12 protein-coding genes are annotated in these 12,978 nt (G+C 66.9%); 5 read left to right on the top strand and 7 right to left on the bottom strand.

Annotated features, from left to right (window positions below):
• The 3 genes from LCI23_RS12200 to LCI23_RS12190 all read left to right on the top strand — a co-directional run bounded on the left by LCI23_RS12200 (nt 1) and on the right by LCI23_RS12190 (nt 3,396).
• The gene (locus LCI23_RS12200) at nt 1-1,041 is read left to right on the top strand and encodes an L-threonylcarbamoyladenylate synthase (RefSeq protein WP_224946734.1); all 1,041 of its coding nucleotides are present in this window, start codon (nt 1-3) and stop codon (nt 1,039-1,041) included.
• A 247-nt stretch (nt 1,042-1,288) separates the two neighbouring features.
• The gene (locus tag LCI23_RS12195) at nt 1,289-2,656 is read left to right on the top strand and encodes an SGNH/GDSL hydrolase family protein (RefSeq protein ID WP_224946733.1); all 1,368 of its coding nucleotides are present in this window, start codon (nt 1,289-1,291) and stop codon (nt 2,654-2,656) included.
• Nucleotides 2,657-2,712: 56 nt separating this feature from the next.
• Nucleotides 2,713-3,396 (top strand): OmpW family protein, encoded by a 684-nt coding sequence (locus LCI23_RS12190; protein ID WP_224946732.1) that lies wholly within the window; start codon nt 2,713-2,715, stop codon nt 3,394-3,396.
• A gap of 144 nt (nt 3,397-3,540) precedes the next feature.
• Here LCI23_RS12190 and LCI23_RS12185 read toward each other — a convergent pair whose 3' ends face one another.
• From LCI23_RS12185 to LCI23_RS12175, 3 genes are all read right to left on the bottom strand, one after another.
• Nucleotides 3,541-3,963 carry a hypothetical protein gene (locus LCI23_RS12185; RefSeq protein WP_224946731.1) on the bottom strand — a complete coding sequence of 141 codons (423 nt, stop codon included), beginning with the start codon at nt 3,961-3,963 and terminating at the stop codon, nt 3,541-3,543.
• Between the two features lie 264 nt (nt 3,964-4,227).
• On the bottom strand, nt 4,228-5,010 hold the full coding sequence (locus tag LCI23_RS12180; RefSeq protein WP_224946730.1) for a YdcF family protein: 783 nt from the start codon (nt 5,008-5,010) through the stop codon (nt 4,228-4,230).
• 115 nt (nt 5,011-5,125) lie between these two features.
• Entirely contained in the window at nt 5,126-5,539 is a 414-nt protein-coding gene (locus tag LCI23_RS12175; protein WP_224946729.1) for a BlaI/MecI/CopY family transcriptional regulator, read from the bottom strand.
• 110 nt (nt 5,540-5,649) lie between these two features.
• Between LCI23_RS12175 and LCI23_RS12170 the strand changes: the two genes are divergently transcribed.
• Nucleotides 5,650-6,576: a cupin-like domain-containing protein gene (locus tag LCI23_RS12170; RefSeq protein WP_224946728.1), complete on the top strand. Its 927-nt coding sequence runs from the start codon at nt 5,650-5,652 to the stop codon at nt 6,574-6,576.
• Here the strand turns inward: LCI23_RS12170 and LCI23_RS12165 are convergent.
• The 3 genes from LCI23_RS12165 to LCI23_RS12155 form a co-directional block, all read right to left on the bottom strand.
• Nucleotides 6,573-8,732 (bottom strand): bifunctional diguanylate cyclase/phosphodiesterase, encoded by a 2,160-nt coding sequence (locus tag LCI23_RS12165; RefSeq protein WP_224946727.1) that lies wholly within the window; start codon nt 8,730-8,732, stop codon nt 6,573-6,575. The genes LCI23_RS12170 and LCI23_RS12165 overlap by 4 nt on opposite strands.
• Nucleotides 8,733-9,150: 418 nt before the next feature.
• A complete protein-coding gene (locus LCI23_RS12160; protein ID WP_224946726.1) occupies nt 9,151-10,344 on the bottom strand; it encodes an acyl-CoA dehydrogenase in 1,194 nt (397 codons plus the stop codon).
• Nucleotides 10,345-10,552: 208 nt separating this feature from the next.
• Complete coding sequence (locus LCI23_RS12155; RefSeq protein ID WP_224946725.1) at nt 10,553-11,056, bottom strand: flavin reductase family protein; 504 nt, start codon at nt 11,054-11,056, stop codon at nt 10,553-10,555.
• 118 nt (nt 11,057-11,174) lie between these two features.
• Here LCI23_RS12155 and msrA point away from each other — a divergent pair, with 118 nt between their 5' ends.
• Entirely contained in the window at nt 11,175-11,714 is a 540-nt protein-coding gene (msrA, locus tag LCI23_RS12150) for a peptide-methionine (S)-S-oxide reductase MsrA (RefSeq protein WP_224946724.1), read from the top strand.
• A gap of 21 nt (nt 11,715-11,735) precedes the next feature.
• Here msrA and LCI23_RS12145 read toward each other — a convergent pair whose 3' ends face one another.
• Entirely contained in the window at nt 11,736-12,941 is a 1,206-nt protein-coding gene (locus LCI23_RS12145) for a cyclopropane-fatty-acyl-phospholipid synthase family protein (RefSeq protein ID WP_224946723.1), read from the bottom strand.
• Nucleotides 12,942-12,978: the final 37 nt, after the last annotated feature.

The following is a 12,978-nucleotide window of genomic DNA, read 5'->3' as shown; positions in this document are numbered from 1 at the left end:
ATGGACCACCAGGACCTCGACCAGGCCGCCATCGCGGCCGCGGCGCGCGCGCTGGAAGCCGGCGCGCTGGTCGCCTTCCCGACCGAAACCGTGTACGGCCTGGGCGCCGACGCCGAGAACCCGGCCGCGGTAGCCGCCATCTACGCCGCCAAGGGCCGCCCGCAGGACCATCCGGTGATCGTGCACCTGGCGCCGGAAGCGCCGCTCGACTACTGGGCGGCCGACATTCCGCAGCAAGCCCGTGCGCTGGCCGACGCCTTCTGGCCCGGCCCGCTGACCCTGATCCTGAAACGCGCCGCCAATATCCCGGACGCCGTCAGCGGCGGCCAGGACACGGTCGGCCTGCGCTGTCCCGCACACCCGGTGGCGTTGGCGCTGCTGCGCGCCTTCAAGGGCGGCCGCGGCGGCGTGGCCGCTCCTTCCGCCAACAAGTTCGGCGCGGTCAGCCCGACCCTGGCCCAGCACGTGCGCGACGAGTTCGGACCGGACGGCACGGTGGCCATGGTGCTCGATGGCGGCGCTTCGCAGGTCGGCATCGAATCGACCATCGTCGACCTGTCGCGCCTGGCCACCCATGGTCCGGTGCTGCTGCGCCCCGGCCACATCAGCGCCGAGGCGATCGCCGCGGTGATCGACCAGCTGCCGAGTGCCCCCGATGCTGCCGCGCCACGCGCTTCCGGCACGCTCGACTCGCACTACGCGCCGCATACGCCGGTAGCGATGCAGGACAGTGCCCAGCTGCGCCTGACGCTGGCTGAGCTGGCGGCGGCCGGCCGCAAGGTCGCGCTGATCCATTATTCGGCGATGCCGCCCGCGCATGCGGCCCTGTGCCTGCCGGCCACCCCGGACGGCTTCGCGCATGCCCTGTACGCCGCGCTGCGCGCGATGGATGGCCAGGGCGCCGACCTGATCCTGGTCGAAGCGCCGCCGCAGGAAGGTGCCTGGCTGGGGGTCAACGACCGCCTGCGCCGCGCCGCCCACGGCTCGACTGGCATCGTCCACGGCCTGCTCAACAGCAGCGCGCCAGGCAAGCCTGCCTGAACCGCCGATCGGCCAGAACCCCTGTATTCACAGGGGTTCTTCGATACCACACCGTTCACAAACCATTTCGTGCTGCCTCGGCAGCAGGGCTATAATCGCCTCCCCGTTGTGTTTGCCTGTTGTCACGAAAAACTGACATATCGGCAAGCATTTCGCTATACAAGCAAGTTGAACACTGGCATATTATTATCGGTACGAATAGCACGCTCGTTCGTTTCGTGGCAAACCAAAAAACTTAGGAGACAGAATGCGTCAAACCAAACTCGCGCTCGCCCTGTTGACGGCGGCAGTGCTGGCGGCATGCGGTGGCACCAGCCCAGGTGGCGGCGACCAAACGCAAAAACTCAGCTTCACCCAGCAGGTCTCGTTTGGCGACAGCCTGTCGGACGTTGGTACCTATGCCGTGGGCGCGGTCAAGCAGGCCGGCGGCGGCAAGTTCACCATCAACGGTGATGGCACCGCCAAGAACCCCGAACTGAACGGCAAGATCTGGGTCGAATTCCTGGCCGCCGAGCTGAAACTGCCGGCGCCATGCGCGGCCCAGACCGGCCTCGAAGGCGACCCTGCGCGTGGCTTCTCGGTACCTGTCACGAACAACCTGAACTGCTTCAACTACGCCCAGGGTGGCTCGCGCGTCACCAACCCGATCGGCCCGGGCAACAAGGCCACCGGCTCGCCGATCGGCGAAATGACGGTGCCGCTGGTGACCCAGGTCGCCAACCACCTGTCCCGTACCGGCAACAAGTTCAGCGGCACCGAGCTGGTCACCATCCTGTCGGGCGGTAACGACGTGCTGATGGCGCTGAGCACCCTGTCGGCGCAGGCCACGGCTGCCGGCAATGCCGCCGGCGCGCAAGCCTTCGCGACCTCGCTCACGGCCCAGCTGGCCGCCGGCGCCACCAATCCGCAGACCGCCGCGCAGGCGATCGGCGCGGCCATCATGGCCGAGAGCGCACGTCCGGGCAGTACCTCGGAAACCATCGTCGCCGCCGCTGTCGGCACCGCCGCGCGCCAGCCGGGCAACGCCGCCGTGGCGCAGCCTGCGGTGTATGGCCCGATGGTCGCCAAGGCCCAGGCCGACGCTACTGCCGCCGGCGCCAAGGCCGGTGCCGACTATGCGGCAGCCAACGGTCCGAAGCTGGTCCAGGACCTGGGCACGGCTGGCGCGCAAATGGCCGCGCTGGTAAAGAACGAGATCCTGGGCAAGGGCGCCAAGTACGTCATCGTGGCCAACCTGCCTGACGTTGCCAGCACCCCGGCCGGCAAGTCGCGCAGCGCCGACATCCAGCAGCTGATCACCGCCATGGTGAACGCCTTCAATACCCAGCTGAAGGGCGGCCTGGGCACCGACGAGCGCATCCTGTACGTCGACCTGTACACCATCAGCAACGACCAGGTGAAGAATCCGGCGCCTTACGGCCTGACCAATACCAGCAGCCCGGCCTGCGGCCCGAACGCACTGGGAAGCACGTCCCTGATCTGCACCAACGCCAACACGGTGGCCGGCGACGTCAGCCACTACATGTTCGCCGACGACATCCATCCGACGCCGTTCGAGAACAACCTGATCGCACGCCTCGTCCTCAAGGAGATGGCGGTCAAGGGCTGGCTGTAACAGAGCAGCGAGGCCTGCCGCGAGGGCAGGCCTCTACAAAAACATCAGGAGAAAACATGAAAGTTCGTTTCAATAGCCTGTGCAAGGCGCTGGGCGTGGCCGCCGCGCTGGCCTGCGCTTCGACCGCATCGGCCCAGTCGGCCGGCCAGCTCACCGCCAAGATCGGCGCCAACCAGCTGACCCCGAAGGTCGAGAGCGGCGACATCAGCGCGCCGGCCCTGCCGGGTTCCAAGGCCGACGTCGGCAAGGACACCCAGCCGGTGCTGATCTTCGCCTACGGCCTGACCGACAACGTCTCGCTCGAAGCCGCGCTCGGCACGCCGTACAAGCACAAGATCTACGGCGCCGGCGCGATCGCCGGTACCGGCGAGCTTGGCACCGTGCAGGCCCTGCCGCCGACCCTGTTCGTGCAGTACCGCTTCGGCGCGCCGAACGCGCTGTTCCGTCCTTTCGTGGGCATCGGCGCCACCTACGCCTACTTCATGAAGGAACGCGGCTCGGCCAAGATGACGGCCATCACCAATCCGGGCAGCGGCGTGCCGACCACCTTCAGCATCGACAACAAGTTCACCTACACCGGCCAGATCGGCCTGGCGATGAACTTCAACGAGAAGTGGTTCGCCGACGTTACCGTCAACAAGAGCAAGCTGCGCACCGACGTGCAGTTCTCGACCGGCCAGACCCAGCACATGAAGCTGGATCCGGTGGCCGTGGTGCTGGCGGTCGGCTACAAGTTCTAAGCGGGACCACGCCCTGTCGGAAGGCCCGCCGCGTGCGGGCCATTTTCTTGGCTGCCAGGCTCCTGCCCTGTGCGACCAGATGCGGTGTCGGGTCCCGCGCAGCGCGCGTGGCGCTGACACGGGATGCAAGCTGGCATTGCGCGCTCAGCGCTGCGCCAGGCGCGACGAGATCACGATGCGTTCGGCAAAGCGCCGGTCCGGCGCGTAGCTCATTTGCATGTCGTCGCCGGTTTCGCCGAGGTTGAACTGCATGGTCACGTTGCCGTCGCCCGAGACGAAGCGGTAGGGCGCTACCTGGACCAGGCGCAGCGGTGGCTGGTCGTCGATGACCGTCTCGATGAAGCGGCGGGCGATCCATACACGCATGTACCAGCCGTTCGACATGTCGTACGCGCCGGAAATCTTGCGCGCTTGCTGGGGCTTGATCGGTGCTGAAAAGGAGGGTGCCGTCACCTGCACGGACGAGGTGATGGGGGCGGTATCGGCTGGTGGATAGGGCATGTTCTGGGCACCGGCTCCGGCGGCGAGCAGCAGCGAGGCGGGGATCAGGAGGACGAGAGGACGCATGATGGTTCCTTCACGAAGCGACAATAGGCCTTCGGAACAGGCGTCGCGCCGGGTGGCGCGGTGTCGACCGTTGGGATGCCGCGCTGCGCGGAGCAGGCGGATGCTTCAGTCTAGAGCGGTCTCTGCCCGATACAAGAGGCCATCCTCCGGCATCACGAAACAATCTCAGTTTTCGTAAATACAGAACGCCGTGAAATGATTCATTTTTGGCCTCTGGCGCCGCGTTCTGGATCGTCTTTTTCCACGCTAACGATCGAGGTGCACTCAGGCCTGGCCGCCTTTGCGGGCCTGGTACCACAAGATGCCGATCAGTTCGTAGAGCGCGTACCAGGAGCGCCGCAGTCCCTCTGCGCTTGGCACCCAGGCATGCAGGCTGCGCGCCTGTCCGCTGAAGAACATGGTTGGTGCATCGACCACCTCGAGTCCGGCGCGCTCGAAGGCGGCGCGCGAACGCGCCATGTGCATGGCATCGGTCACCAGCAAGACCCGCCGCACCCCGTCCGCCCGCAGCAGGGCGGCGCTATAGGCCGCGTTCTCGGCGGTATCGCGCGAACGCGCTTCGGTCCACCTGACCGGCACGCCGAAATCCTCGCGCAGCGCGCTTGCCATGGCATCGGCCAGCGTATACGGCCGGTCGGCGGGCGCCGGGGGGCCGGCGCTGCCTCCGCTCACCAGGATCGGCAAGCCGGTGCGGCGCTGCAAATGGGCCGCATAGCGCAGGCGCGCCAGGGCGATGTAGTCGGGAATGTCGCGTCCGCCGTATTCCGGCGCATCGCGCAGGCGCCCGGCGGCCAGCACCACGATCGCCCCGGCGCCGGCGCGCTCCGGCGCCGGCAAGGGCGCCGTCATGCGCTCCAGCGGCGTCAGGAACAGGTCCGCCACCGCCGTCATCGACAGCAGGGCCAGCAGGACCACGCCGGTGCCGGCCAGGATGCGTCCGGTGCGCGGCCGGCGCCGCCACAGCGCCAATCCCACCAGGATCAGCAGGAACAGGCTGGCGGGCGGAAGGATCAGGCTGCGCGGGATGGCGTTAAGCAGGTCGAGCACGGGCGGATTCCTGAGTTGGTTGTTGGTAAGTCGCTAATTGGCAACAGGTGATTCTAGGCCATATTTGCTTTGTATGATTTGCATCAACTCTGAGGGCGCAGCGTTGTGCCGGGATTCACGGTCCGCCATCGAACTCCTCGAGTAGCCGCCGCAGTTCGCGCAGGTCGCCCTGCGACAGTCTGTTGCGGCGCCCGAAATGCGCCACCAGCGGCGCGATGCGTCCACCGAACAGGCGCTGCACCAGCCTGTCGCTTTCGGCCGCCAGCCAGGTCTCGCGCGCCAGGACGGGGCGGTACAGGCAGCGCCGCCCATCCTGCTGCACGGCGATGGCGCCTTTCCTGTGCAGGCGGTCGAGCAGGGTCCCGACCGTGGCGCTCTGCCAGTGACGGGTTTCGTACAGTGCGACCACGACCTGCTCGGCCACCACCGCGGCGGGCGCGCGCCACAGCACTTCCATCACCTGCGACTCGGCGTCGCTGATACTGATTCCTTGCTCGTCCGGCATCGGTAGCCCATGTGCGGTTGTCATCGGCGGGCATGATGGCAAGCGGCGGTGGCAGCGTCAAGCGCCGCCCGATTCGACTTTTCACGCGCCGCACGCTACCCTGTGCGCGCTGATCATATGGAGTGCTGGACAGGATGCAGGGCAGGGACAGGGAATCAAAGGGAGGGCTTCCGCCCTTGCCGGTGCCGGCGGCGACGCTGGAAGAGCAGGCGGCGAGGAAGCTGGCGCAGGAAGCGCGCGACGCGGCGGTGCGCGGCGTGGTCTCGATCGCGGCGATGCGCGAGGCGGTCAAGGCGCAGGCGCGCAGCCTGCCGCCGCTGCGCGAGATTGCTCGCCTGAAGCGGCTGGATGCGCGGGATTTCGCCGCGCGCGCCGCGCTCGGCCAGCCCTTCATCATGCGCGGCCTGGTCGAGCGCTGGCCGCTGTATGGCCTCGGTCCGGAGGCGCTGCGCGAACGCCACGGCGACCTGCCGGTGCGCGCCCGGGTCGGCGACTACATCCGCCAGCCGTTCCGGGCCGACCGCCCGATGCGCGACATGCTGCTGCGCGACTATCTGGATCTGGAACCCGGCCGCATCCACGGCACCGGCGAGCCGCCGCCCTACGTCGGCAACATGGAGCTGCGCGAGCTGAACCGCCTGTGCCACTGGCCCGCCTACTTCCGCAAGATGGGGCCGCCCCGCTTCTGGCTGGGCCCGGTTGGCACGATGACGCCGCTGCACTGCGACTTCGACGACAACATCTTCGCCCAGGTCTGGGGCCGCAAGCGCATCTTCCTGGCGCCGCCGCACCACGACACCTGCCTGTATGCGCGCGAAGCGAACCCGGTGCTGTTCGGTTCTCCCTTCGACCCCGAGGCGCCCGATTTCGACGCCTATCCGCTGGCGCGCCAGGCGGCCACGGTATCCTGCGTCGTCGAACCGGGCGACATGCTGTACGTGCCGGCCGGCTGGTTCCACCAGGTGCGCGCGCTGGCGTTTTCGCTGTCGTCCAACCGCTGGGCGCGCGGCATGCCGCTGGCGCTGGCGCCGGAGCAGGCTGCCAGGCTGCGCCGGGCCTAGTGCGCGCTGCGCGCGTACTGCGTGAAGTGTTCGGCGCTGAGCGCGTGCTGGTACAGGAATCCCTGGTAGATGAAGCAGCCGGCGTCCGACAGGAACTGGCGCTGGCCCGGCGTCTCGACCCCTTCCGCGATCACCTGCAGGCCAAGGCTGTCGCCCAGCGCGATGATCGAGCGCACGATCGATGCGTCGTTCTGGTCGGTGAGCACGTCGCGCATGAAGGACTGGTCGATCTTGAGCTGGTCCAGCGGCAGCTTGCGCAGGTAGGCCAGCGACGAATAGCCGGTGCCGAAGTCGTCCAGCGAGAAGCTGATGCCGCGCTGCTTGAGCAGGGCCATGGTGCGCGCGGTCTGGGTGAAGTCGCTCACCACCAGGCTCTCGGTCAGCTCGAGCTTCAGGCTGGCCGGCTGCACGCCGGTCTCTTCGAAGATCCCCTGCAGCATCGGCACGAAATCCGCTTCCGTGAACTGGTTGGCGCTGACATTGACCGACAGCGTCAGCCCGGCCATGTCGGGATGGCGCTGCCAGTGCGCCAGTTCGGCGCAGGCGGTGCGCAGCACCCAGCGCCCGATCTCGATGATCAGGCCGCTCTCTTCGGCGGCTCCGATGAATTCCGCCGGATACAGCAGGCGCCCGTCCGGCAGGCGCCAGCGCAGCAGGGCTTCGGCGCCGATCACGCGGCTGCTGCGGTCCAGCTGCGGCTGGTAATGCAGGACGAACTCGCCGTGGCGCAGCGCGCGCCGCATCGCCCCTTCCAGCTCGGCGCGCGCGGTCCACGCGGCCTGCACCGCAGGATCGTGGAAGCGGTAGGTGTTGCGTCCGCAGGCCTTGGCCTGGTACATGGCGGCGTCCGCCTGGCGCAGCGTCGATTCGACTGTATCCACCGTGCCGCACAGCGTGGTCACGCCGACGCTGACCGAGACCGTGTACATCACCTCGGCCAGCTGAAAGGGCGCGGCCATTGCCGCCACCACCTTGGCGGCCACCGTCTCGGCCTGGGCCGCCGCGCCTTCGCGCGTGTCCTCCACCGGCTGGATCAGGATCACGAACTCGTCGCCGCCCAGGCGCGCCACCATGTCCGCTTCGCGCACGCAGTGCTCGAGGCGGCGCGCCACCGCCTGCAGCAGCATGTCTCCGGCGGCATGGCCCTGCGAGTCGTTCAGGTACTTGAAGTTGTCGAGGTCGCAGAACATCAGGGCGCCGCACTTGCGGCTGCGCGCGCTGCCCAGCAGGGCGCGGCGCAGGTGGTCGAGCAGGCTGGCGCGGTTCGGCAGGTCGGTCAGGGCATCGAAGAAGGCGAGACGGTAGATCTTGGCTTCGTTGTGCTTGCGCTCGCTGATGTCGGTGCCGATCACGAGGATCTTGCGCGGCGTGTCCGTTTCGCGGTCGGCGGCCAGCAGGGTCCAGCGGGTGTCGGTCTCGACGCAGACCCCGTCGCGGCGCAGGTGCGACAGTTCGCCGCTCCACTCGCCATTCGCCAGCGTGCTCTCCCAGGCGGCCTGGTAGGCTGGCGGATCGCCGCACAGGAGGTCGGAAAACCTCTTGCCGCGCACCTCGGCCGCGCTCCAGCCGTACAGGCGTTCGGCACCATTGTTCCAGTAGCTGATGCGGGAATCCATCTCGATCGCGATGATGGCGTCGCGTGCCTGCTGCAGGTAGGAAGCCTGTTCGCGCACCAGCAGGGTGGCGTCGTGCAGGGGGGTGTAGTCGAACAGGAAGCCTTCCAGGATCCGGCCCTTGGCCTGCGGTAGCGCGGAGCCCTGCTCGAAGACCCATTTCAGGCTGCCGTCGGCACAGCGGATGCGATAGGTCATCTGGAAAGATTTCCCCCTGGCAAGCGCCTGGGCGACGCGGCGCCGGACCCCGGCCCGGTCTTCCGGCAGGATCAGGTCGGCGAAAGGAATGCCATGCTGCGCCATGAACGCGGAGGCGGGATAGCCGGTAAGGCGCTCGATGCCGGCGCTGACGAATTCCAGTACCCACTGGTCGTCATTGCGGCAGCGGTAGGCGGCGCCAGGCAGGTTCTGGAGGAGCAGTTCGAGCGACAGCGTCTGCGCGTCGGCGACGTGCGCGTTGGCGACATGCGCGTCGGCGACATGCGCGTACGTGCTGTCGTACGGGTGCGTTCCGTCAGGAACTCTCAGCGGACCTCTCGACATGGTATGGGAGCCGAAGACCTTCGTGCGAAGTTATCACTTATCGTAACGCAAAAACGATGTGTATTGACGTCGCTCGATTGAAATCAGAAAAGATTGTGGTATGGGCGGAAACACCGGCATCAGCCCCAATACCACTCAGGTAAGGATTATCGTAGGGTGGGCGGCGTCGCCGCCGACGCGGTGATCGTTGTGATACGAACAGTCGCACGGGGCCACAGTACTGTGATTTGACCGCGTGGGCGGCATAGCCGCCCATGCTACGGATGAGCAGCACCTCTTCAGTGACCGGCTCGCGGAACAAGTCCGACAGCAGCGGTTCAGCGTCCGCCTGCGGCAGCCATTCGACAAAGCCGGGATTGGAACGCCCGAACAGCTCCCCAGGCAGAAAGCCCGTACCGCGACCGGTACGGGCACCGCATCAGAACGCCGCGATGCCGGTCTGGGCGCGGCCCAGGATCAGCGCGTGGATGTCGTGCGTGCCTTCGTAGGTGTTGACGACCTCGAGGTTGACCATGTGGCGCACGATGCCGAACTCGTCCGAAATACCGTTACCGCCCAGCATGTCACGCGCCGTGCGCGCGATCTCGAGCGACTTGCCGCAGGAATTGCGCTTCATGATCGAGGTGATCTCGACCGCGGCCGTGCCTTCGTCCTTCATGCGGCCCAGGCGCAGGCAGCCCTGCAGGCCGAGCGTGATCTCGGTCTGCATGTCGGCCAGCTTCTTCTGCACCAGCTGGTTGGCCGCGAGCGGCTTGCCGAACTGCTTGCGGTCCAGCACGTACTGGCGCGCGGTGTGCCAGCAGTCTTCGGCCGCGCCCAGCGCGCCCCAGGCGATGCCGTAGCGCGCCGAGTTCAGGCAGGTGAACGGACCCTTCAGGCCGCGCACGTCGGGGAAGGCATTCTCTTCCGGGCAGAACACCTCGTCCATGACGATCTCGCCGGTGACCGAGGCGCGCAGGCCGAACTTTCCGTGGATCGCCGGGGCGCTCAAGCCCTTCCAGCCCTTTTCTAGCACGAAGCCGCGGATCGCGCCTTCGTCGTCCTTGGCCCAGACCACGAACACGTCGGCGACCGGTGAATTGGTGATCCACATCTTGCTGCCGGTGAGCGAATAGCCGCCCTCGACCTTGCGCGCGCGGGTGACCATCGAGCCCGGGTCGGAGCCGTGGTTCGGCTCGGTCAGGCCGAAGCAGCCGATCCATTCGCCGGTGGCCAGTTTCGGCAGGTATTTCTGCCTGGTCTCTTCATTGCCGAATTCATAAATCGGCACCATCACCAGCGAGGACTGCACGCTCATCATCGAGCGGTAGCCGGAATCGACGCGCTCGACTTCGCGCGCGATCAGGCCATAGGCGACGTAGTTCAGGCCCGGGCCGCCATACTGTTCCGGAATGGTCGGGCCGAGCAGGCCGAGTTCGCCCATCTCGCGGAAGATCGAGGTGTCCATGCGCTCGTGGCGGAAGGCTTCGAGGATGCGCGGCTTGAGCTTGTCCTGGCAATAGCTGGCGGCGGCGTCGCGCACCATGCGTTCTTCGTCGGTGAGCTGCTGGTCCAGCAGCAGCGGGTCGTCCCAGTGGAAGGCGGCTTTACGGGGCGAATCGGAATGGCTCATGGATCTTCCTGTCTCGATGGTTTTCTCACAAGAGGCGCGCACCCGTCCCTGGGCGACGCCATAGCCTGACCATTATAGGAATGCGGCGGCGCGGCATCTTTTGAATCTGCGACAGGCATTTTCATTTTGGCGCAGTCAAGCAACATACCGTAGCGTGGGCAAGTCCCTTGCCCACGCGTTGTGCCCTGGCCCAGCTACGCAGGCGCGCCTAGCCGGTCTGGCCGAACCGTCCGCCATGGAACAGCAGCGCCGGTTGCGGATGCACCGCGCACTGCTCGACCTCGCCCACGAAGATGACGTGGTCGCCTTCCGGATAGCGGCTGCGGTTGTGGCATTCGAACCAGGCCGCGACGCCTTTCAGGATCGGCTGGCCGGTGCGCGACAGTGCGTAGTCGACGCCTTCGAAGGGATTGTCGTTGCGGCGCGAGAAGCGCAGCGCGAGCTCTTCCTGGCCGGCGCCCAGCACATTGATCACATAGTGGGAATTGCCGCTGAAGATGGGCAGGCTGTTGGCCCCGGCGCCCAGGCTCCACAGGACGAGCGGAGGCTCGAGCGAGACCGAATTAAAGGAGCTGGCCGTCAGCCCGCGATAGGAACCGTCGGCAAGGCGCGTGGTGATGACGGTGACACCGGTGGCGAACTGCGACAGCGCGTGGCGGAAATGCGCCGAATCGAAACCGCGCGTCGTGGCGCGGGGAGCACGTGTATTCATTGGACCGCCATTATGCCACTGTCGGGACCTTGACCGGGTTCGCCTCCTGCGCGCCTGCACGAAAGCCTGCTTTGCGTTACATTAAGAACTATCAAAACTGACGATAGCAAGGTGTGCGATGAGCGAGCAATCAGCAACCGAGATCGCGATCCTGGGTGGCGGGTGCTTCTGGTGCCTGGAGGCGGTCTACCTGGAGGCGCGCGGCGTGACGCGTGTCGAATCGGGCTACATGGGCGGACACGTGGCCGATCCCAGCTATGAACAGGTATGCTCCGGCACCACCGGCCACGCCGAAGTGGTGCGGGTGGAGTTCGATCCCGCCGTGATCAGCTATCGCGACATCCTCGAGGTCTTCTTCACGATCCACGACCCGACCACGCCGGATCGCCAGGGCAACGACGTCGGGCCGCAGTACCGTTCGGTGATCTTCACTACTTCGCCGGAACAGGAGGCAACCGCGCGCAAGGTGATAACCGAGATGGCGGCGGTATGGGACGCGCCCATCGTGACCCAGCTGCTGCCGCAGGAAACCTGGTACAAGGCCGAGGACTACCACCAGAATTATTTCGCGCAGCATCCCCTGCAGGGCTACTGCGCCTTCGTGGTCGCGCCCAAGGTGGCCAAGTTCCGCAAGACCTTCAGCGAGCGCCTGAAGTAGCGTGTTGCGCAAGCGCGCGCCTCACGGATACATGTAGCTGCGCGACCAAGGCAGCTGCTCCACGTCTTCGTCAGCCTTCCCGCACACGATCTGGTACAGGCTGATCCGCCCGTGTGCGAACGCATAGGCGCAGCCGGCCAGGTACACGTGCCAGATGCGGAAGCGCTTCTCGTCCGTCAGCGTGCGGATGTGCGCGGCCTGGCTTTCGAAGTTCTCGGTCCAGATCGCACAGGTCCTGGCGTAATGGCGGCGCAGGTTTTCCACGTCGCGCACTTCCAGCCCCCCTTCCTGCATGGCGCGCACCACGGTGGACAGGTGGGCCAGCTCGCCGTGCGGGAACACATAGCGGTCGATGAATTCGCCGCCGCCGTAGGGCGTGGCGCGGTTGTCCACGTTGGTGGTCGTGATGCCGTGGTTCATCACGATGCCGCCCGGTGCCAGCAGCCGGTTCACGCGTGAAAAATATGCCGGCAGGTGCTGCACGCCGACGTGCTCGAACATGCCGACGCTGGTGATGCGCTCGAACTGCCCCTCGAGGTCGCGGTAGTCCTGCAGGCGGATCTCGATCTGCTCCTGCAGGCCGGCCCGCGCGACCCGTTCGCGCGCCAGCGCGGCCTGGTTTTCCGACAGGGTGATGCCGACGCAGCGCGCGCCGAAGTGCCGGGCCGCGCGCAGCACCAGCGCGCCCCAGCCGCAACCGATGTCGAGCAGGGTCTGGCCCGGCCGCAGGTCGATCTTGCGCAGGATGTGGTCGATCTTCTGCTGCTGGGCCGTGGCCAGGTCCTCGGTGCCGTCCTCGAAGTAGGCGCAGGAATACACCATGCCCGGGTCGAGCCAGGCGGCATAGAAGTCGTTGGAGACGTCGTAGTGGTAGCGGATTGCCTGCGCGTCGCTCTCGCGCGTGTGCGGGGTGGCGCGGCGCAGCATCTCGCCCAGGCGGCTGGAGCCCTTGTCCAGGCTCGCCGCCAGCGTGTTGCCGATGCTGATGATGTCGGCGGCGCGGCCCTTGATGTCGATGTCGCCTTCGACGTAGGCGCGCCCCAGGTTGTACAAGGAAGGAGAGCGCAGGTAGCGCAGGGCCGAGCGCCCCGGAACGCGGATGGTGACCCGCGGCGGCTCCGCCGAGAATTCCAGTTTGCGGCCATCCCACAGCTCCACCCGCAAGGGCAGGGACGGCATCCCGCGCAATCCTGCGCTCCAGGCCGACAGCACCATCTGCTCGAACACGTTCACCTCCGGCGTCAAGGGCCGGCGTGCCGCGCGC

Source organism: Massilia sp. MS-15, assembly GCF_020176695.1.
GTDB lineage: Bacteria > Pseudomonadota > Gammaproteobacteria > Burkholderiales > Burkholderiaceae_D > Telluria > Telluria hydrophila.
This window is presented reverse-complemented; position numbering and strand designations above follow the sequence as displayed.